Annotated in this window: 17 protein-coding genes and 1 pseudogene; 9 read left to right on the top strand and 9 right to left on the bottom strand. The window is 63.3% G+C overall.

What is annotated here, in order from left to right:
• The first annotated feature begins 90 nt into the window (after positions 1-90).
• On the top strand, positions 91-636 hold the full coding sequence (locus tag ACQKLX_RS01870; RefSeq protein WP_427358965.1) for a TRAP transporter small permease: 546 nt from the start codon (positions 91-93) through the stop codon (positions 634-636).
• On the top strand, positions 633-1,910 hold the full coding sequence (locus ACQKLX_RS01875) for a TRAP transporter large permease (RefSeq protein ID WP_427358967.1): 1,278 nt from the start codon (positions 633-635) through the stop codon (positions 1,908-1,910). The genes ACQKLX_RS01870 and ACQKLX_RS01875 overlap by 4 nt, the downstream gene beginning before the upstream one ends.
• Positions 1,911-2,122: 212 nt before the next feature.
• Here the strand turns inward: ACQKLX_RS01875 and ACQKLX_RS01880 are convergent, their stop codons facing one another.
• Together ACQKLX_RS01880 and ACQKLX_RS01885 are read right to left on the bottom strand one after the other, a co-directional pair.
• Positions 2,123-2,869: an SDR family oxidoreductase gene (locus ACQKLX_RS01880; RefSeq protein WP_427358969.1), complete on the bottom strand. Its 747-nt coding sequence runs from the start codon at positions 2,867-2,869 to the stop codon at positions 2,123-2,125.
• A 40-nt stretch (positions 2,870-2,909) separates the two neighbouring features.
• Complete coding sequence (locus ACQKLX_RS01885; RefSeq protein ID WP_427359273.1) at positions 2,910-4,037, bottom strand: iron-containing alcohol dehydrogenase; 1,128 nt, start codon at positions 4,035-4,037, stop codon at positions 2,910-2,912.
• Positions 4,038-4,308: 271 nt separating this feature from the next.
• Here ACQKLX_RS01885 and ACQKLX_RS01890 point away from each other — a divergent pair, with 271 nt between their 5' ends.
• From ACQKLX_RS01890 to ACQKLX_RS01900, 3 genes are all read left to right on the top strand, one after another.
• Positions 4,309-4,602, top strand: a complete 294-nt coding sequence (locus ACQKLX_RS01890; RefSeq protein ID WP_427358970.1) for a transposase — start codon at positions 4,309-4,311, stop codon at positions 4,600-4,602.
• A 549-nt stretch (positions 4,603-5,151) separates the two neighbouring features.
• Positions 5,152-6,144 carry a TRAP transporter substrate-binding protein gene (locus ACQKLX_RS01895; RefSeq protein WP_427358972.1) on the top strand — a complete coding sequence of 331 codons (993 nt, stop codon included), beginning with the start codon at positions 5,152-5,154 and terminating at the stop codon, positions 6,142-6,144.
• Between the two features lie 171 nt (positions 6,145-6,315).
• On the top strand, positions 6,316-7,305 hold the full coding sequence (locus ACQKLX_RS01900) for a Bug family tripartite tricarboxylate transporter substrate binding protein (protein WP_427359275.1): 990 nt from the start codon (positions 6,316-6,318) through the stop codon (positions 7,303-7,305).
• Positions 7,306-7,583: 278 nt separating this feature from the next.
• On the opposite strand, the gene ACQKLX_RS01905 is transcribed toward ACQKLX_RS01900, so the two are convergent.
• On the bottom strand, positions 7,584-7,874 hold the full coding sequence (locus tag ACQKLX_RS01905; protein ID WP_427358974.1) for a hypothetical protein: 291 nt from the start codon (positions 7,872-7,874) through the stop codon (positions 7,584-7,586).
• Between the two features lie 546 nt (positions 7,875-8,420).
• Here ACQKLX_RS01905 and ACQKLX_RS01910 point away from each other — a divergent pair.
• The 3 genes and pseudogenes from ACQKLX_RS01910 to ACQKLX_RS01920 all read left to right on the top strand — a co-directional run bounded on the left by ACQKLX_RS01910 (position 8,421) and on the right by ACQKLX_RS01920 (position 12,046).
• Positions 8,421-10,018 (top strand): annotated as a pseudogene (locus ACQKLX_RS01910) (ABC transporter substrate-binding protein).
• 134 nt (positions 10,019-10,152) lie between these two features.
• The gene (locus ACQKLX_RS01915) at positions 10,153-11,073 is read left to right on the top strand and encodes an N-carbamoyl-D-amino-acid hydrolase (protein ID WP_427358975.1); all 921 of its coding nucleotides are present in this window, start codon (positions 10,153-10,155) and stop codon (positions 11,071-11,073) included.
• Positions 11,074-11,134: 61 nt separating this feature from the next.
• Positions 11,135-12,046, top strand: a complete 912-nt coding sequence (locus ACQKLX_RS01920; protein ID WP_427358977.1) for a LysR substrate-binding domain-containing protein — start codon at positions 11,135-11,137, stop codon at positions 12,044-12,046.
• A 383-nt stretch (positions 12,047-12,429) separates the two neighbouring features.
• On the opposite strand, the gene ACQKLX_RS01925 is transcribed toward ACQKLX_RS01920, so the two are convergent.
• From ACQKLX_RS01925 to xth, 3 genes are all read right to left on the bottom strand, one after another.
• The gene (locus ACQKLX_RS01925) at positions 12,430-13,878 is read right to left on the bottom strand and encodes a UdgX family uracil-DNA binding protein (RefSeq protein ID WP_427358979.1); all 1,449 of its coding nucleotides are present in this window, start codon (positions 13,876-13,878) and stop codon (positions 12,430-12,432) included.
• Positions 13,878-15,125, bottom strand: coding sequence for a putative DNA modification/repair radical SAM protein (locus ACQKLX_RS01930; protein ID WP_427359276.1), 1,248 nt, complete (start codon positions 15,123-15,125; stop codon positions 13,878-13,880). The genes ACQKLX_RS01925 and ACQKLX_RS01930 overlap by 1 nt, the downstream gene beginning before the upstream one ends.
• Before the next feature lie 152 nt (positions 15,126-15,277).
• Positions 15,278-16,087 carry an exodeoxyribonuclease III gene (gene xth / locus ACQKLX_RS01935; RefSeq protein WP_427358981.1) on the bottom strand — a complete coding sequence of 270 codons (810 nt, stop codon included), beginning with the start codon at positions 16,085-16,087 and terminating at the stop codon, positions 15,278-15,280.
• A gap of 118 nt (positions 16,088-16,205) precedes the next feature.
• Here xth and ACQKLX_RS01940 point away from each other — a divergent pair, with 118 nt between their 5' ends.
• Positions 16,206-18,266 carry an ATP-dependent helicase gene (locus ACQKLX_RS01940; RefSeq protein WP_427358983.1) on the top strand — a complete coding sequence of 687 codons (2,061 nt, stop codon included), beginning with the start codon at positions 16,206-16,208 and terminating at the stop codon, positions 18,264-18,266.
• Positions 18,267-18,288: 22 nt separating this feature from the next.
• Here ACQKLX_RS01940 and ACQKLX_RS01945 read toward each other — a convergent pair whose 3' ends face one another.
• The 3 genes from ACQKLX_RS01945 to ACQKLX_RS01955 form a co-directional block, all read right to left on the bottom strand.
• Positions 18,289-18,573: a hypothetical protein gene (locus ACQKLX_RS01945; RefSeq protein ID WP_427358985.1), complete on the bottom strand. Its 285-nt coding sequence runs from the start codon at positions 18,571-18,573 to the stop codon at positions 18,289-18,291.
• Between the two features lie 164 nt (positions 18,574-18,737).
• A complete protein-coding gene (locus tag ACQKLX_RS01950) occupies positions 18,738-18,998 on the bottom strand; it encodes a hypothetical protein (protein WP_427358987.1) in 261 nt (86 codons plus the stop codon).
• 395 nt (positions 18,999-19,393) lie between these two features.
• Complete coding sequence (locus ACQKLX_RS01955) at positions 19,394-19,693, bottom strand: PRC-barrel domain-containing protein (protein WP_427358989.1); 300 nt, start codon at positions 19,691-19,693, stop codon at positions 19,394-19,396.
• Positions 19,694-19,787 lie beyond the last annotated feature (94 nt).

A 19,787-nucleotide genomic window follows, 5' to 3' on the forward strand; every position in this document is an offset into this window, starting at 1 on the left:
CTCGCTGGCAGGGCCCACCTCAAAGTCTCCGGAGCTTCGTCAGAATGCGGCGAAAGCCGCTGCATGCGCGCACAACCTTCGTGAGCGGTCATGTCCTCAGCGTTGCAGTGGCTATTCAAGGCGTTCGACGTCTTCGTCGTCATCGGAATGGCCGTCATCAGCCTCCTCATCTTTACGAATGTCGTGCTGCGCTATGGCTTCAGCTCAGGCATTCCGTTTGCCGTCGAAGTCTCCCGCGTCGTCCTCGTCTGGGTCATCTTCATGGGATCCGTGGTGGCCCTCGCCAAGGGCGCGCATCTTGGCGTCGAGTCTCTGGTCGTCCGGCTGCCCCCAAGGGCGCGCCTGGTCTGCTTTCTCGTTTCATATGGTTTGATGCTGTGGTGCTGCTGGCTCCTGGGAGAAGGCAGCTGGGCGCTCACCGTCATCGAGTGGAGCAACGTCCAGGCACTTTCGGGAATTCCCGTCGGCGCCATCTACGCCGCAGGGCTCGTCGCTGCGGTCCTGATGGCCGTCGTTCTCCTTCTCGATCTGTGGCGCTCGCTGCGCGGCATCCTGCCTGCCCCGTGGTCGGGAGTGGAACATGTCGAGCCGCTGCCGGTCGTGCCCTCCGCGCTGACTTCGGAGAAAACACCGTGAGCGGCCTGGTATTTATCGGTTCTCTCCTCGGTGCCATGGCCATCGGGGTTCCCATCGCCTTCGCCCTGATGCTGTCGGGGATTGCGATGATGCTGCTGATGGGAAATCTGGATGCCAACATCTTGGCCCAGCGCTTGGTCAATGGCGCGGACAGCTATCCGCTGATGGCGATCCCCTTCTTTCTCATCGCGGGCGAGCTCATGAACGCCGGCGGCCTATCCCGTCGCATCGTGAACGTGGCCTTGGCACTCGTCGGTCACATCAGGGGCGGCCTCGGTTATGTGGTCATCGGCACGGGGCTGATCCTTGCCAGCGTTTCCGGCTCCGCCATCGCGGACACGGCGACGCTCGCGGTCATGCTGGTCCCATTGATGCGGGATGCCGGCTACCATATGGGCCGCGCCTCGGGCTTGATGGCGGCAACGGGCATTATCGCACCGGTCATCCCGCCATCCGTCGGCTTCATCATTCTGGGCGTCACCGCGAATATTTCCATCGTCGGCCTGTTCTTCGCCGGAATCGTGCCCGGCATCATGATGGGGGTGAGCCTCATGATTGCCTGGTGGTTCCTGTCCAAGAAGGAGATGGCGACGGTCCGGCTCAAGACGCCGCGCAAGGATCTCCCGAAAACCATCGTGGCCGCCGGTTGGGCGCTGATGATGCCGGTGATCATCCTCGCAGGACTGCGGTTCGGCATCTTCACGCCGACCGAGGCCGGCGTCGTGGCTGCCGCCTATGCGCTGTTTGTGGGATTGTTTGTCTATCGCGAGCTTACACCGCGCTTGCTCTATGACGCGCTGCTCTCGGCCGGTCGTTTGACGGCCGTGATCATGTTGCTGGTGGCAGCCTCCATGATCTCAGGCTTCATGCTGACGATCTCCAATATGCCCGCCCAGCTCGTCAGCCTCCTCGGCCCATTCATCAAATCTCCGATCCTGCTGATGGGCATGATCGTTCTGGTGGTGTTCATCGTCGGCACGGCGCTCGACTTCGCACCCTGCATCACCATTCTGGTGCCCATTCTCATGCCGGTCGTCAAAGCGGCCGGTATCGACCCGGTTTATTTCGGGGTCGTCTTCATGATGGTCAACGCGGTCGGCCTGATCACACCTCCTGTCGGGACGGTCCTCAACACGGTATCCGGAATCAGCGGCGTTTCATTGGAGACGGCGACGAAGGGAGCCATGCCCTATCTCGTGGCCCAGATGCTCCTCATTATGCTGCTGGTCCTGTTCCCGGCATTGGTGACCGTGCCCGCGCGCTGGCTCCATTGAAGCTCGGACTGTCGAGGAGCTGACCTGGACAGGGCCGACGGCTTTTCCAGGGATACGACAAAAGGCCCGCCAGGGCGCTGGCGGGCCCTGACGCGTGACCAGGCATTGCGGCGATCGAGCGAGACTGAAAGTCGGTGACGGGACGCGACACGGTCTTGGCAGCAGTACCGGGACCAGCCCGGCACTGCTTTACGAATTGCCCGACCGGACGATCAAAGCCCTCCCGCGACCGTGATTAGCGTGCCTGTCATGAATCCGGAGCCGGGAGAGGCAAGCATCAGGGCAGCGCGCGCGATATCGTCGGGCTCCGCGATGCGCCCCATCGGCGTCGCCGCGGCAATCCTGGCGGGGCGCTCGGGATTTCCGCCTTGCGTATGTATGCGCGTGTTGGTGGTCCCGACACGGATGGCATTCACGCGGATGCCCTCCGGTGCCAGCTCCTTGCCCGCGCCAAAGGTGATGGATTCAACCGCTCCTTTGGTTGCGGCGTAGTGGACATATTCGTTGGGGCTGCCGAGGAAGGCGGCCAGCGACGACATGTTGACGATGGTCCCGCCTCGGCCGCCCTTGCGGGTCGACATGCGTTTCGCGGCCTCCTGGATGCAGTACATGACGCCGAAGACGTTTATCCTGAAGGCGGTTTCCAGCACCGCAGGCTGCAACTCCTCTATCCTACCTGCTTTCCCGATGATCCCGGCATTGTTGACCAGGCAGGTCAGTCTCCCCAGTTCATCGTCGCAGGCGCTGAACAGAGCCTGTATGTCCTCCCTCTTGCCCACATCTCCCTGGACCGCGATGGCCCGTGCGCCCGTGGCCCTGCAAGCCTCGACGACCTCGGACGCTGCGGCGCTGTCCGAGAGATAGTTGATGCAAACATCGTAGCCTTCAGCGGCGAACAGCCTGGCTGTTGCTGCACCGATGCCGTGGCTTGCGCCCGTCACGATCACGATCGGCCTCACGGAACGTCCTCCTCGGTCCTTGTCTGGGAGTGTTCGGAGCTTAAAAGACGGCCTCGAGGATGGCGGCGTAGTCTTCCTTGCTCAAGGGACGTGGATTGGTCGGGTGACTGTGGTCCGCAATGGCTCTTTCACACACCCAATCGATGGCGTGGCGGGGCACTCCAAGTTCTGACAATTTCGGTGTGATGCCCAATCGACCGTTCAACGCGTCCAGTGCGTCTGCGAGGGTTGTTCCATCAAGTCCCGCCAGGCTTTCGAGGTGGCTGACCTTCTTGGCAACTGCTGCAACTTCCACGTTCCACCGAAGGACGGTCGGCATCAGGATGGCGTTGAGCGTTCCATGATGAAGCTTTGCCTCCTTGAGCCCGCCCAGCGCATGGCTCAGCGCATGGACGGCTCCGAGGCCCTTCTGGAATGTCAAACCGCCTTCCAGGGCGCCCATCATGAGTTCGGTCCGCGCCTCGGCGTTCGCGCCATCCGCGTGCGCAACAGGCAAAGCCTTCCAGATGCGCTTGAAGCCGTCGGTAGCGATCGCCTCTGCGGGCGGGTTGAAGCGGGGAGACAGGTACGTTTCGATACAATGCGACAGGGCGTCGAGACCTGTCGAGGCCGTCAGACCCGGAGGAAGCCCCATTGTCAGGGACGGGTCACAGACCGCTCTGCGCGGGATCAGGAACGGGCTGATGAAGCCGAGCTTTCGGCCGTCATCCAGCGTGATCAGTGCCGCGCGTCCGACTTCGGATCCCGTGCCAGCCGTCGTCGGGATGGCCACGAGCGGCGCCACGGCGTTCGTGATGCGAGCCACGCCGCCCAGGATCGCCGCGTACCGCTCCAGTTCGCCATCGTGCGTGGCAAGCAGCGCCACGCCCTTGGCCAGGTCGATCGGAGATCCCCCGCCAATTGCCACCACGCCGTCGCAGCCACCTTGCCTGTACAGTGCGAGACCAGCAGCGACCGCGCTTTCCGTGGGGTTGGTGGGAACGTCCAGGAAGACCGGAGCCGACTTCAGGAACACGAAGCCCGGGCGGTCGAGCAGACCAGCAGCTTTGATGCCATGATCGCTGATCACCAAGGGGCGCGACACGCCGAGTTCGCGGAGAGTTTCCGCCAGCGAATCGGACGCTCCGAGCCCGAAGCTAATGTTTGTCAGATAGGTTATCGTATGCACCTGCCGTCCTCCCTTGACGTTGCGCACCTTTATCGCTGCAGCGGCGCGGCATACGGCATGTCATTGTTTAGCCGGCGCATACACACGCATGACGACAAGCGCCGACTGTCCATTATATGGACATAGTGTCCATCTAGGTGTAGGCGGAAGTCTCGCCTTGTCAAGCACCTCTCTGGGTTGCGGCGATACCGCCGCCGCTCGGCGCCTTGGGTCGCGCCCTTCGCCTGCGCCACAAACGGGAACGTATTCCTGGCTTGAGTTGAGCAAATCCTTGGCTCTCACCCTTGCTCAAGGCGTCGTCGTCATGCACAACGTGCAGGCCGCGAAGGCTGCCGGCGTTCAAGCAGCGATCGAGGCGACCGGCGCGAGCTTGCTCTACCAGCCGCCCTACAGTCTCGACTTCAAGCCCACCGAGAAAGCATTCTCAAAATTCAAGGCTTCGCTGCGCGCAGAGGCCGAAGGAACAATCGATCACCTCCGAGGCAACGTCGGCTCTCTCATCGACATCCCTAACCCGATCGAACGCACAAACCAGTTCAAAGCCCCGGGATACGATCCAGAATAAACGGGACGTCTTCAAGACTCCTTCCGATCGGAGCCGCGGCCCGCCGATAACTATCAGCAGCCACGATCTTAATCCAACTGACAAGCAGCCGATCGCGTGCCCCAGAGAGCGGTGATGAAGCGTTGACAATTGGTTTTTTGTCTGCCCATCATAACTTATTGGACATATAGTCCATATTATGGACATTCCCTCAGGTTGAAGGTTTGGGTCGGATCCGGGGGCTACGTGGAGAGTGATCTTGCCAGTGGCCCGCTCCCTGCGGTCGGGCCATGGATCTTGTCTACCTTGGCGGCGGAGGGAGGGCGTCGGCCAATTTGTTCTGGGATTGCGCCCATCGCAAATCCAGCAATTTGAGGGTTACACTGCCATCGGCACCGAATTCAACGTGGAGGGCACTAAAGATAGGGCACTCTTCGCTTCACGGCAGAAGGCGGGACGCAGTTCTTCTTGGCTGAACTGGCCATATTCGAGTGCCAACCCCGCTCCCTTCTTGACGACAGTTTCTGCAGTCTTGGTTCCAATAACAAAATTCTAGTGGGAGGTTAAACCATGAAAATGAGGTTTCTGACTGCTGCACTTCTGGGAGTTCTTCTGGCCGCTCCGGCCATGGCCCAGAATCCGCGCTTGGGATATGTGCCTGTAGATGATCATCCGGTTGGACAAGCTTCGCGTCATTTTGCGAAGCTGGTTGGAGAGAAGACCGGTGGCCGCATCAAGATCGAAACATTCGGCAACGGCGTGCTCGGAAGCGAGCCCGAGATGCAGGCGTCGGTTCAGGCGGGCTTCATCGACATCATGGTTGGCCCTACGCCGAACCTGGTCGGCGTAGTCCCGCAATTCATGATCTTCGACCTTCCGTTCTTCTATAAGGACTTCGCGGCGGTCGATGCCGTCATGGACGGTCCGGTCGGCGAAAAGCTCTTTGCACAGCTCAGAGAAAAGACCGGCATTGTGGGGTTGGCCTGGTGGGACAACGGCTTCCGTCACATGACCAACGCAAAACGCCCCGTCAACACGGTGCAGGATATGGCCGGACTCAATATTCGGGTCATACCGAACCCGCTGTTCATCGCGACGTGGACAGCCCTGGGAACCAATCCGACGCCTCTTCCTTGGCCCGAGCTTTACAGCGCACTCGAAAATCGTGCCGTGGACGCTCAGGAGACGCCGTACGCTCTGATCTATACCGCAAGATTCTATGAGGTGCAGAGCCATCTGGCCAAGACGGGGCACGTCTATACGCCGTTCGTTCTCCTTGCCAGCCGCAAATGGTTCGGCAGCCTTTCGGACAAGGACAAGGCTGTGGTCATGGAGGCGGCGAAGGAATCGGCAGCCTTCCAGCGGGATCTTTCCCGCAAGGCGGCTGAGCAGCTGGAAGGCGAGCTGCAGGCGAAGGGCTTCAAGATTACCCAACCGACGCCTGAAGCGATGGCAGCCATGAACGCACGCGTTGCGCCTGTCGTAGCAGAATACAGCAAGAAGATCGGCGTCGACCTCGTTGAGGAGGCGCGCGCCGCCATGGCAGCGAGTGCCAAGCCGTAAGGGGCGCTAATGGCGCCGGAGCCTGCTCCGGAGCCATTTGGCAGGCGGAAGCTCGAACTTTGGCCCGCGCCGCCTGTCCGCCCACCGCGGCTTCTACGCTTGAAGGCGCCCAAGCTCGTCGCGCACGAGGAGCGCCCGGACACCAAAATCGATTTTGCGGAGGACACCCGAATGACTTTCATCGACAGACGCAGTGTGCTCAAAGGCACGGCTGCCGGCGCGGTCGGCCTCATCGCCGCGCCTGCCATGGCCCAGGCCAAGTTCCCGTCCCGGCCCGTCACGCTGGTTTGCCCCTGGGGCGCCGGCGGTGGCACGGACGCGGTCGTCCGCATCATCGGCGCGCTGCTGGAAAAGAGCCTCGGCCAGCCCTTTAATGTGGTAAACCGCACCGGCGGCTCCGGCGTGGTCGGCCATTCGGCGATCGCGACGGCTGCGCCCGACGGCTATACGCTCGGCATCATCACCTCCGAGATCGCGATGATGCACCATCAGGGGCTGACGCAGCTGACCTATGCCAGCTACACGCCGCTGGCGCTGATGAACGATGACCCGCCGGGCGTGCAGGTGCGGTCGGATTCGCCCTACAAGGACGTCAAGCAGTTGGCGGACGCGATCAAGGCCGCTCCTCCAGGCAAGTTCAAGGCGTCCGGCACCGGCCAGGGCGGCATCTGGCATCTGGCTCTGGTCGGCTGGATGCAGGCGATGGGGCTGAAGCCCGACCATGTCGCGTGGGTTCCGTCCAACGGCGCGGCCCCCGCGATGCAGGATCTGGCCGCCGGCGGTATCGACCTCGTGACGTGCTCGGTGCCGGAAGCACGCGCTATGATCGACGCCGGAAAGGCGAGATCGCTCGCGATCATGGCAGCGCAGCGCAACCCGCAGTTCAAGGACGTACCGACCCTCAAGGAGGCCATGGGGTTGGAAGTGCCGCTCGGCTCCTGGCGAGGCATTGGCGGGCCGAAGAACCTGCCGCCGGATGTCTCCAAGCTGCTCTCGGCCGAGCTCAAGAAGATTTACGACTCGCAGGAGTACAAGGACTTCATGAATTCGCGCGGCCTGACAATGAAGTACGCCGATGCGGACGCCTTCGGCTCCTTTATGGCCGACAGCGACAAGGCGATGGGCGCCTTCATGAAGGCCGGCGGGCTCGCCAAGGGCTGATCCGCCAGAGCCTCAAGGCAACTGGGCGCGGCCGCGGAGGCCACGCCCGGCCTCTTCCCGTCACCGAAAGCCGCTGTCCGTGCTCCTGTCCGACAAGGTCACCGGAGGTGTTGTCGCGACGCTCGGCGCCGCCGCTTTCTTCTACGGCTCGAAATTGCCGCCGGTGCCGGGCCAGCAGGTCGGGCCCTCCGCTTTCCCGATGGTCGTTGGCGCCGGGCTGGTGCTCTGCGGCGTGATGATCGAGATCGACACTGCGCATCGCCTCGCGGATGTCGCGCTTATTTTTCGGTCAACCGCTCGTGGAGGCGGACACTGCGGGTTCCGAAGTGAGCCAGCGGCCGTAGGCCGGTCAAGGTCGACACCGCCTGCGAGAGGTTCGTCTTGTTATCGAAGTGGGTCGCCGTGGCGATCTCAGGCATCAAAGTGCCGATCTGCAACACCAGTTCCGACAATCGGAGTTTCTCGAGCCCGATACCGGTCGTCTTGAAAGTCTTTTTCCCATCTCGCTCAAGGCGGCGTTCGACCTCGACCTCGCTTCCATCGACCAATGACCTGAACTTCAGACGCACCCAGGTGTCGATCTGCAGCCGCCCGTCTGATTGGAGAGCGCTAACACTGTACGGCTGTCTTGCAGCGGAAGTGAGAAATCGGTTCCGCTTGAAACTTGCAGGGCGTTTCCGGCCGCCAAATGCAGGACAACCTCATCCAGAGTCAGGTCTGCAATACTGATCGCCATAGGCCCCAGTAGCCGTGCGAGCATGGCCACCGGCCCGCCGATTCTGCTGCAATTCTGATCATACGATGGAAAGACGCAAGACTCGTCGCTTGAGGCGACCAGCCGCTAAGCGGAACTTGAATGTCCACCATGAACCGGACTTTCGCGGAAGCCACACGCTGTCCGTGATCCCAAGTGGCGAAACATTGGTCATACATCGATACGGCGCAGCGAACCCGCCCAATTCCCGAGCTCTCTCTAGCAGCCAAGGCTACTGATTAGGCTGAGATTTGCTTTTGCTACGCGGGACTTAAACTCGTTTGCCAAAGCGGCGCCGCATCGGAATCCTTCATCGAAGCAATCGGTTACCCGATCGCCGTTGATGGATGAGGAAATGCACATGCGCCGCCGCACACTCCTGGCCGGAAGCGCCGCTCTCGGCGCGGCATCGCTTCTGCCGCGCTTCACAGATTCCGCCAAAGCTGCGGATTCGGCCGTCCTGCGTTTCGTCCCGAATGGCGACATCGCCAATTTCGACCCTATCTGGGGCACCGCCTACAGCGTCCGCAACGCTGCCCTGCTGGTCTGGGACACGCTCTACGGCATCGACGAGAATCTCGTTCCGCGTCGGCAGATGATCGAGAGCGAGGACGTCTCCGCCGACGGATTGAGCTGGACCTTCAAGCTGCGCAGCGGCCTGAGCTTCCACGACGGCGCGCCGGTGACCGCGCGCGACGCCGTCGCCAGCATCCGCCGCTGGGCCGGACGCGACTCGATCGGCCAGTTGATCGTCGCCATTCAGGACAGCCTAGAGCCGCTCGACGAACGTAGCTTCCGTTGGACGCTCAAGAAGCCCTTCCCGAAGATGATGCTGGCGCTGGGCAAGGCCAACGCGCCCTGCTGCTTCATCATGCCGGAGCGGATTGCCGCGACCGACCCGACCAAGATGATCTCGGAGTATGTCGGCAGCGGCCCGATGCGGTTCGTCGCGAACGAATGGGTCGTCGGCGCCAAGGCTGTCTTCGAGCGTTTCGACGGGTATCGCCCGCGCGAGCAGGCCGCGTCCTGGATGGCCGGCGGCAAGCGCATCGGCGTCCAGCGCATCGAATGGATCATCATGCCCGATCCGGCGACAGCCGCGAGCGCCCTTCAGCGCGGCGAGGTCGACTGGATCGAGCGCCCGCTGAACGATCTGATGCCGCTGCTCGGCGCCGACAAGGGCATCCGCACCGGCATCGCGAACAAGCACGGCAATGTCAGCGGAATCCGCTTCAACCATCTCCAGCCGCCCTTCGACGACGTCCGGATCCGCCAGGCGGTTCTCATGACGCTCGACCAGAGCGAATACATGCAGGCGATCTTCGGCGAACAGAAGGATCTCTGGCAACCGATGTATTCCTTCTTCACGCCGGGGACGCCGCTTTACACCGAGGCCGGCGCGGAACTGCTGAAAAAGCCGCGCGACTTCGCCGCCGCGAAGGCCCTGGTCGCAGCCAGCAGCTACAAGGGGCAGCCGATCGTGATGATGGTCGCGCAGGACAACCCGACCGACAAGGCCGTCGGCGATGTCACCGCCGAACTGCTGAAGAATCTCGGCATGACCGTCGACTACGTCGCGACCGATTTCGGCACGATCCAGCAGCGGCGCCAAAACAGGAAGCCGGCAGCGGAAGGCGGCTGGCATATCTTCTTCGTCAGCCATGCCGGAACGGACTGCGTCAATCCGGCAGCCTATATCGGGCTGCGCGCGCGCGGGGAGCAATCCTGGTTCGGCTGGCCGAAGAGCCCCGCCGTCGAGGCCGGCATCGCCGACTGGTACGCCGCCGGCACGCCGATGCCGAGAAGGCCGCCGCCGACAAGATCAACGCCGCGGCCTTCGAAGAGGTGGTGTTCGCGCCGACCGGCTTCTTTCTCGCCAAGCAGGCCTGGCGTGCCAATCTTTCCGGCGTCGTCGCCGCTCCCTATCCACAGTTCTGGGGGGTGACGAAGGGCGCCTGACCCGAAGCGCTTCTCCGCTTCTTTGGCGCACGGAAATGCTTCGGGCCTGAGCCTGATCGCCTTATCTTTTCCCCGAGCCGCCCGCTTCGCTCATCCCTGTTCCCCCCGTCAGCAGACTTCGAAAAGAGATGCCCATGACTACCAAGCTCCAGCTCGCCGTCGCCCAGATGGGGCCGGTGGCGCGTAGCGATCCGCGCGAGCGCCCGGTCGAGCGAATGATCGTCCTGCTCCGCCAGGCCGCCGCTCGCGGTGCCGGCTTCGTGGTCTTCCCGGAGCTGGCGCTGACGACCTTCTTCCCGCGCTGGTTCATGACCGACGACGCCGAGATCGACGCCTTCTATGAGGAGCAGATGCCCGGTCCGGCGACCGCGCCGCTGTTCGCGGAGGCGCGCCGGCTCAAGCTCGGTTTCATGCTCGGCTATGGCGAGCTCGTTCGCGGTGCCGGGGGCACGACGCGCTTCAACACCACGATCATGGTCGGGGCCGACGGCGGGATTATCGGCAAGTACCGCAAGATCCATGTCCCGGGCCATCGCGAGCACGAGCCGAAGCGCGCCTTCCAGCATCTGGAGAAGCGCTACTTCGCCACCGGCAATCTCGGCTTCCCCGTCTATCCGCTGGGCGGCACTCCCACGGGGATGCTGATCTGCAACGACCGACGCTGGCCGGAAGCGTGGCGCATGCTCGCGCTCGGCGGCGCCCAATTGGTCTGCGTCGGCTACAACACGACGCTGCACAATCCGGAGATCCCGCAGCACGACCATCTCGTCTCCTTCCACCACCTTCTGTCGATGCAGGCCGGTGCCTACCAGAGCGGCGTTTGGGCGGCGGCGGCGGCCAAGGCCGGCCATGAAGAGGGTTCCCACCTGCTCGGCCATTCCTGCATCGTGGCGCCAACCGGCGAGATCGTCGCGCTGGCTTCGACCCTGGGCGACGAGGTGATCACCACGGAGTGCGATTTCGGCCGTTGCCGGGAAATCCGCGACAACATCTTCAACTTCGAGCGTCACCGCCAGCCGGAGCACTATCAGCTCGTCACCCGCCTCTCCGCCTGAGACGAAGTCGCTGTTGCCGCGCGGGAGCCGCCGCCATATCCCTGTCGAGAAGGGGATCTGAATGGCGAAGCGAGACGGCAACCTGCGGCTTCCGCTCAATGCGGTTCGCGCCTTTGAGGTCGCCGCGCGCCATGAGAGTTTCGCTGCCGCCGCCGAGGAACTCCACGTCACGCCGGCCGCCGTCAGCCGGCATGTCAGGCTTCTGGAGAGTTTGCTCGAACGGCAGCTCTTCGAGAGACGCCCGCAATCCCTCGTCCTGACCAGGTTCGGGCGCGAATGGCTCCCTGCCTTGACCGACGCCTTCAACGTCATCGAAAGCAGCGCGTCGAGGGCCTTTCAGCCGCGCGAGGCCGCAACGGTCACGCTCTCAGTGCAGGCGGCCTTCGCAGTCGGCTGGCTGTTGCCGCGCCTAGCCGACTTCTACCGCCTTTTCCCGCAGATTGAGCTGAAGATCTACACGCATACGGAGACGCCGATGCTCTCCTCCGATGGCCGGCATGACGCGATGATCATCTCCGGTCGCGGAGAATGGCCGGACTGCGAGGCGACGTTCCTGTTGCCGAACCAAATGCTGCCTGTCTGCAGTCCTGCTTATCTCGGCGACAGGCCTCCGCCGCGGCAGCCGAGCGACCTGCTTGCCGAGGCCCTGATCGTGTCGGAGGCGAACTCCGAAGACTGGCGCGACTGGTTCGCAAGCTTCGGCTTGAAGCATGTCACGATGCCGCGTCGCATCGCCTTCCCGACCGGCTTTCTTCCGGTGCAGGCGGCGATACACGGGCTCGGCATTTCGCTCGCCGATCGTTCTCTCATCGGCGACGACCTCGCCTCGGGTCGGCTCGTCATGCCCTTGGACGCGCCGATGCTCAATCGCGGCACGGGCTGGTATCTTGTGGGCGTACCCGGGCGGCGCACTGACCGCCCGTATCATCAGGTCGTCACATGGCTTCGCGCCCAAGCGGAGCCGTCGGGCTAAGTGCATCAAAAGCGGGCAGGTAGCCAATATACCAACTCGGCGCGAGCTTGAAGTGACCTCCGTCTCGGAACCGTCACCAGACTTGCTCTGTCGATGAAAAGCAGATCGGGCCGAGGAGATGGCAAATGATTGCTGATCAGCCTTCACAATAGGAGCCCCCAACAAGCGGGACATCGATGCCATGTTCGCCAGAGGTGGAACTCCGCTCAAATGCGGACAAAAAAGAGCTGGGCTAAGCGCAGCCTGAAGTCTAGGAAAGAAAAACTCAAAAGAGCAGCGCAGCATCTCTGCTGCGATGCGATAAAATTCGAAAGCAAATGCTATTTCAGCAAGGATAATAGGAGGCTGGAGCTGCGACAGCGGACACTGCGCGTCGGCCACGGTCAAGCAGCCCTCGGCAGGCGCAGGCCTGGCGCGAGGCTGCCGACATGCTTGAGATCGGCGATGAAGCGCCTGGTCTCGCTCTCCTTCGCCTCTTCGTCCGGCAGCCGCAGCAGATAGGAAGGATGGACAGTCGCCAACAGCGGCGTGCCATCCGGCAGCACCAGCTCGCGCCCGCGCGCCGCAGTCAGCGAGCCGGCATGACCGGTCAGCGCCTTGAGCGCGGTCGCGCCCAGCGCCACGACCAATTGCGGTTTGACGAAGCCGAGCTCGAGATCGAGCCAGAAGCGGCAGGCCTTGACCTCGCCCGCATTCGGCTTCTCGTGGATGCGCCTTTTGCCACGCAGCTGGAATTTGAAGTGCTTCACTGCATTGGTGACATAGGCCTGGGCGCGGTCCAGCCCGGCATCGGCCATCGCCCGGTCAAAAACCTTGCCCGCCGGGCCGACAAAAGGCTTGCCGGCGAGGTCTTCCTGGTCGCCGGGTTGCTCGCCAACGAAGACGACCGGCGCGCTGTGCGGTCCTTCGCCGAAGACCGTCTGCGTTGCATCGCACCAGAGCTCGCAGCGCCGGCAGGAACGCGCGGCAGCAGCCGCCTCCTCCCAGCTTTCGATCGCGGAAATATCGGAGACGGCCGGTTCGGAAGCCACCGCAGGCCGTCGCTTCTGCGGTGAGGTCGGAGCGCTCATGATCATCTCCTGCGTTCGCCGGGCGGCGTCGGCGATCAAGGGAGAAATCAGTTCGGCCTCCGGCAGGTTCCGCCAGTATTTCACCGGCATCTCCGCCTTCATCGCCTTGGGCTTCAACCGGGCCGGGTTGAAGATGCTGGCGTAATAGGTCCGCCACCACTCCTCCATCGCGTCGCTGGTCGGCGCCTGCGCCCGCGTCGCCCCCTCGCCGAGCTTGAGTTCGCGCCCGTCCCAGAGCAGCGTCCCGCGCGGCGTCAGGATCGTCCAGCGCATCGTCGTGAAACGCTCGACGAAGAAGGGCGCGACCTTCTCCAGGATGTGGTGCTCGGGCTCGAACCAGGCGACGAAGGCCTCGCCGCCTTCCCCGTCATCCACTTCCCGGAAGCGCACGAAGGCGGTCATCTTGTGCATGTCGCGCCGGACCGAGCGCGCCAGCGCCTCGGCGCGGTGAACGTCGTGGTCGGAGGCGATCTGGAGCAGTTCCCGTTCCTCCTGCAAGCGCCAGAGCAGGCGATAGAGCAGGTCGAAGCGAGCGGGATCGCTATGGCAGATCACCTCCTGCGCCAGCGCAATGAAGGCGCGTGGCACACTCAAGCCTCTGCCCTCGCCGCCCTCGACGACATCCTCGCCGAACAGGCCAGAATCGCTGTCGCCGACACGCCAGTCGATCGCCGATGGCGCGACCAGCGCTTGCGCGAAGCGCCGGGCAAAGCCGCGCCAGCCCTCGAAATCGGCGGGGTGGTTGAGGCGCGCGACGAACATCAGAGCAGCGCCAGTTGCTGCGGCTTCGGCGCCAGCTGCGCCTTCAATCGCTCGCCGTCGAGCGCCGCGCCCGGCTTCCAGTCGGCGGTGACGATGAACTGCCGGAGCACGCGCAGGGAGCGCACCAGCCGCCCGACATCCTCCAGCCGCAAGCGCCGGAACCGCCGCATGGCGAGGATGCGGTCGACGCTGCGTGTGCCGAGCCCGGGAATGCGCAGCAGCAATTCGCGCTCGGCGCGGTTGACGTCGACCGGAAAGCGGCCGCGATGGCGCAAGGCCCAGGCGAGCTTGGGATCGACGGAAAGATCGAGCATGCCGCCCGGCGCCGCATCCATGATCTCGTCGACCTCGAAACCGTAGAAGCGCGTCAGCCAGTCGGCCTGGTAGAGCCGGTGCTCGCGCAGCAAGGGCGGCTCCGACAGCGGCAATTGCTTCGACGAGTCGGGGATCGGGCTGAAGGCGGAGTAGTAAACCCGGCGCAGGCCATAGGCGCCGTAGAGCTGGGCGCTGCGCTGCAGGATGGTCGCGTCGCTGGCATCGTCGGCGCCAATGATCATCTGCGTGCTCTGCCCGGCCGGGGAGAAGGCCGGCGCCCGCTTCGAGCGCTCGCGCTCGGCTGCAGCCTCGTCGATCCTCAGTTTGAGGCCGCCCATGGCGCTGCGGATGTCGAGCGGCTGCTTTTCCGGCGCAAAGCGCTTCAGCGAGGTCTCGCTCGGCAATTCGACATTGATCGAGACCCGGTCGGCGAACAGGGCGGCGCGGTCGATCAGTTCCTGGCTCGCGCTCGGGATCAGCTTAAGATGGATGTAGCCGCGAAAATCATGTTCCAGCCGCAGGCTCTCGGCGACGCGGACCAGCTCGCCCATGGTGTAATCCGGCGAGCGGATGATGCCGGAAGAGAGGAACAGGCCCTCGATATAGTTGCGCTTGTAGAAATTCAGCGTCAGCGCCACGACCTCCTCGACCGAAAAGCGCGCCCGCCGGACATTGCTTGAACTGCGGTTGATGCAAAAGACGCAGTCGTAGGAGCAGAAATTGGTCAGCAGGATCTTCAGCAGCGAGATGCAGCGCCCATCCGGCGCATAGGAATGGCAGATGCCCGAACCCGTGGTCGAGCCGACGCCCTTGCCGCCGACCGAATTGCGCTCTGCCGTGCCTGAGGAGGCGCAGGAGGCATCATACTTCGCAGCGTCGCTGAGAATCTCCAGCTTCTGAAGCGTGGTGAGCTGTGCCAAGCTCGCCTCCATGTTCATGATATGTTCTATCTTGAACCAAACGCTCTCTCACCGCCAGAGGTTCCAGCTCGCATGATCGTCGCACTTGCCGATGGCAGTCACCCTTCCAGCGCATCGGCTGCCAGTAATCGGCGTTCGACCCATTCGATTGCGGAATACACACATCAACCCCCAGCAAGGAGCACCCATGCCGGGGCGTGGTCGCTTGCATGTTCGCGCCCTCGCTCCTCCCGATCGACGCCGGCTTCGATCAGGCGCTCAGCGAGATCTGGAGATAGCAGGATGTGATCGAGGCGCAGGCCTGCGTCACGCGGCCAGCGCTGTCGCTTGTAATCCCAGAACGTGTACAGGCGCTCGGTGGGGTGCGCCTCGCGTAATGCGTCGACCCAGCCCTGTTTCACGATCTGGGCGAAGGCCGCACGGCTCTCAGGCTGGATCAGCGCATCATCGTCCCAGGACTTTGTCGGATAGATATCGAGGTCGGTTGGCGCGACGTTGTAGTCGCCTGCAAGAACGACCGGCACGCCTGCGGCCTTGAGGGTCGCAGCGTGGCGAGTCAGGCGCTTGAACCAAGCGAGCTTATAGTCGAAACGTGGCCCGGGTTGCGGATTGCCATTGGGAAGGTAGAGACATGCAATCACGACGCCCCGCACCGCTGCTTCGATGTAGCGGCTTTGGCGATCTGACGGTTTCCCGGGAAGCTCGTCGCGGATCAAAATCGGAGCGGCGTTCCTGGCGAGGATCGCGACGCCGTTCCAACTCTTCTCGCCGCGCCAGACCGCCTGATACCCGACCTTGTTGATTGCCTCTTCGGGAAACTCGTTATCCCGACACTTGAGCTCCTGCAGGCAGACGATGTCGGGCCCGGCATGGGCAAGCCAATTCAGAAGGTTGTCGAGGCGGCGCCGGACATTATTGACGTTGTAGGTCGCAATAACGAGGCGCTTTTCTCGGTCTGGGCTGCTCTTGGCCATGGCGGCACAACCGCCTCGAGCGGCCAGTGTTCCCCGCAGGACACTCTGCCGCCGTCATTCGACGTTGCCCTGAACGTCCATGTTATGTTCTCGTTCGCGCGCACAGGTCGAATCACGCATGAACGCGCACGTTTATCTCGACAGCCTCAACCCGGCGCAGCGGCGGGCGGTATCGCATGGCGGTGGCGCCGCCCCTGCCCCGCCCGTGCTGATCATCGCCGGAGCCGGCTCTGGCAAGACCAATACGCTGGCGCATCGCGTCGCCCATCTCCTGGTCTGCGGCGCCGATCCGCGGCGCATCCTCCTGATGACCTTCTCCCGCCGGGCCGCTTCCGAGATGATCCGCCGCGTCGAACGCATCGCGCGCAAGGTGATGGGCGACGGCGCCGGCGTCGCGGTCGATGCGCTGAACTGGGCCGGCACGTTCCATGGCGTCGGCGCCCGGCTGCTGCGCGACCTCGCCGAGCAGATCGGGCTCGATCCGGCCTTCACCATCCATGATCGCGAGGACGCTGCCGATCTGATGAACCTCGTCCGGCACGAGCTCGGCTTCTCGAAGACCGAGACGCGCTTTCCGACCAAGGGAACCTGCCTCTCGATCTATTCGCGCTGCGTCAATGCCGAGCAGCCGATCGAGGATGTCCTGCGGCTGTCCTATCCCTGGTGTATCGCCTGGGCGGAGGAGCTGAAGCAGCTCTTCGGAGCTTACGTCGAGGCCAAGCAGCAGCAGAACGTGCTCGATTACGACGACCTGCTGCTCTACTGGGCGCAGGCGATGAGCGATGGCGATCTTGCGGCCGATGTCGGCGCGCGCTTCGACCATGTCATGGTCGACGAGTATCAGGACACCAACCGGCTGCAATCGTCGATCCTGCTGGCGCTCAAGCCCGATGGCCGCGGGCTGACCGTGGTCGGCGACGACGCGCAATCGATCTATTCCTTCCGCGCCGCGACCGTCCGCAACATCCTCGACTTTCCGCTCGCCTTCTCGCCGCCGGCCGAAGTGATCACGCTCGACCAGAACTATCGCTCGACGCAGGCGATCCTCGGCGCAGCGAATGCGGTGATCGACCTCGCCGCCGAGCGCTTCACCAAGAACCTCTGGACTGATCGCGCTTCCGGCGCCGCGCCCGAGCTGGTCAATGTCCGGGATGAGGCTGACCAGGCGCGCTTCATCGCCGAGACGGTGCTGGAGAACCGCGAAGCTGGCGCGCCCCTCAAGCAACAGGCCGTGCTCTTCCGCGCCTCGCACCATAGCGGCCCGCTCGAAATCGAGCTGACGCGTCGGAACATCCCGTTCGTGAAGTTCGGCGGGCTGAAATTCCTCGACGCCGCCCACGTCAAGGATTTGCTCGCCCTGCTGCGCTTCGTCGAGAATCCCCGCGATCGGGTCTCCGCCTTCCGCGTGATGCAGCTCCTGCCCGGCGTCGGGCCGACCTCGGCCCAGCGCGTCATAGAGCATCTGGCGCAAGCGTCCGACGGTGCGGAAGCCCTACGTGACGCCCCCGCTCCTGCCCGCGCCGGAGAGGACTGGACCGCCTTCATCGAGGCGATCGAGGCGTTGCGCTCTGGCCGGTCAGGCTGGCCTGCTGAGATCGAGCGCGCCCGGCTCTGGTATGAGCCGCATCTGGAGCGCATCCATGAGGACGCAACGACTCGCCAGGCCGATCTCCTCCAGCTCGAGCAGATCGCCGGCGGCTATCCCTCGCGTGAGCGTTTCCTGACCGAATTGACGCTCGACCCGCCCGACGCCACCAGCGACCAAGCCGGCATGCCGCATCTCGACGAGGACTATCTGATCCTTTCGACCATCCACTCGGCCAAGGGGCAGGAGTGGAAATCGGTCTTCGTCATGAATGTCGTCGACGGCTGCATCCCGATCGATCTGGGCGCCGGCGCCAAGGACGAGATCGAGGAGGAGCGCCGGCTGCTTTATGTCGCGATGACACGCGCAAAGGACGATCTGCACCTGATGGTGCCGCAGCGCTTCTTCACGCACGGCCAGTCATCGACCGGCGACCGGCATGTCTATGCGGCGCGCACGCGCTTCATCCCAAATACCCTGCTGAAGCACTTCTCGCGGCGCGCCTGGCCGCTGGCAGCGCCGGCCGACGCGCGAGCGGCCTCCACCGGCCCAACAATCGACATACGCGCCAAAATGCGCGGTATGTGGCGGTGACGGCCACCAAGCGTCTTCTCACTCAGGCTGCCTCGGCAGCAAGTTGCTCGGCATATTTGCGGCGCATTTCCAGGCAGTTTTCCTCTCCGTCCAGCCAGGCCGAGTAAGCTGCCGGTCGGATCGTGACGAATTCGATCGTCTTGCCCTCTCTGAGGAGGTCGTCGACCGTTTGCATGACGCTTCGGTACCAGCGCTCGTAGCTCTCCTGAGAAAGGCCGCCATGGCCGCCTATCGCCAATAACTCGGCGAAATCGGCCTCTTCGTACCAGGGCAGAATCGCCGTGTACGACCTTGTCTGGCCCAACATTCGATTGCCGATCTACCGCATCCCATTTGCGGCTCAAGAGGTCTGAGAACGACCCAAGCAGGGGGCGTCGGCGTATTTCAGTGGGCGCTCAAGACGCCCCGCAGTCAATTTCGAAGTTCCGAATTTCCCATCATCGGCCGCGCGGCGCCGGCCTTTTCACCGCCCTATGCCGCTTCGACAGAAGGCGCGAGGACGCGCCCATGAACCGCCAGATGCTTGTCGCTGCGGTTCATGACTACGAGCACGACCGACGTCCTATCCTCGCAATCAACGACCAGCCGATAGCAAAGCAACGCGTCGTCGAGCGCTGTCGTATCCAACAGGAGATAGCCGACGCGGCGATCGTCGTAATCACTCGCGAATTGGTACACGACCTCGACACCGCGCCCATCGCGCAGGTTCAGATAGCCCTTCCCAGTAAGCATAGCCTGTCTCCGCCTTGGCAGCGTCAACATGCGCCGCGCGCGGTCATGTCCAAAAGCGGTATGGAGACAACGGCCCGCCAATAGGGCGCCACTTTCTAAGCCGTGTCCATGTCAAATGACAGGAACTCGCACTGTGCAGGCCGAGCCGAAGAAGCCTTCGCTTTGTCTACCGTGTCGCGCAGGCCCTTGAATGAGGCGTGGCGCTTGCGTCCTGTGTTCTGCCCCGTACATACGAAAACCCCGCCGGGATCGCCGACGGGGTTTCTAGGCCTCCAGCCCTTTGCTCTGCCAGGGCGGCGAGCACTACCGCGAATTCTGCCGTCTTAACGCCGGATTTCGCGGGCTGTTCCAAACGAGAGTGTAGCGAGCGCGCCTATGCGGCAGCGGCAGCGCCCTTACGGGTCGATGTGCTCAGGCATCGCTTTCAGCTGATCCTTGGTCCAGCTGGTAAGCGCATGAACTTCACCATCGTCGTCCCGCATGAAATCGAGCTCGCTGGCCGGAACGGCTACCGGCTTAGCGCCGATGCCGAGGAACCCGCCCACATCGATCACAACCTGAGCGGTCGGCCCTGCGCCATGGATATGAGAGACGGAGCCGATCTTGTCATCGCCCGGACCATAGATCGTCGCACCCTCAAGAGTGTCGGCGTTGAACTCGGTAGCGGACAATCGCACGTGCTTGGAATGGTCCATGGTTTCCTCCTCGTTCCCCAGAACCAGATGAACCATTGGCGACATCGGGTGTTCCCCTTCGGCGATCAGCGCATCGGCTCGTCAGGGAACAGAA

It is taken from the genome of Allobosea sp. NPDC003192 (assembly GCF_050275675.1).
GTDB lineage: Bacteria > Pseudomonadota > Alphaproteobacteria > Rhizobiales > Beijerinckiaceae > Allobosea.

Bases quoted from the DNA above. Each gene is read 5' to 3' on its own strand.
- ACQKLX_RS01870 (WP_427358965.1), top strand. From the start codon at position 91: ATGTCCTCAGCGTTGCAGTGGCTATTCAAGGCGTTCGACGTCTTCGTC.
- ACQKLX_RS01895 (WP_427358972.1), top strand. From the start codon at position 5,152: ATGAAAATGAGGTTTCTGACTGCTGCACTTCTGGGAGTTCTTCTGGCC.
- ACQKLX_RS01900 (WP_427359275.1), top strand. From the start codon at position 6,316: ATGACTTTCATCGACAGACGCAGTGTGCTCAAAGGCACGGCTGCCGGC.
- ACQKLX_RS01915 (WP_427358975.1), top strand. From the start codon at position 10,153: ATGACTACCAAGCTCCAGCTCGCCGTCGCCCAGATGGGGCCGGTGGCG.
- ACQKLX_RS01920 (WP_427358977.1), top strand. From the start codon at position 11,135: ATGGCGAAGCGAGACGGCAACCTGCGGCTTCCGCTCAATGCGGTTCGC.
- ACQKLX_RS01925 (WP_427358979.1), bottom strand. From the start codon at position 13,878: ATGTTCGTCGCGCGCCTCAACCACCCCGCCGATTTCGAGGGCTGGCGC.
- ACQKLX_RS01930 (WP_427359276.1), bottom strand. From the start codon at position 15,125: ATGGAGGCGAGCTTGGCACAGCTCACCACGCTTCAGAAGCTGGAGATT.
- xth (WP_427358981.1), bottom strand. From the start codon at position 16,087: ATGGCCAAGAGCAGCCCAGACCGAGAAAAGCGCCTCGTTATTGCGACC.
- ACQKLX_RS01940 (WP_427358983.1), top strand. From the start codon at position 16,206: ATGAACGCGCACGTTTATCTCGACAGCCTCAACCCGGCGCAGCGGCGG.
- ACQKLX_RS01945 (WP_427358985.1), bottom strand. From the start codon at position 18,573: ATGTTGGGCCAGACAAGGTCGTACACGGCGATTCTGCCCTGGTACGAA.
- ACQKLX_RS01950 (WP_427358987.1), bottom strand. From the start codon at position 18,998: ATGCTTACTGGGAAGGGCTATCTGAACCTGCGCGATGGGCGCGGTGTC.
- ACQKLX_RS01955 (WP_427358989.1), bottom strand. From the start codon at position 19,693: ATGGACCATTCCAAGCACGTGCGATTGTCCGCTACCGAGTTCAACGCC.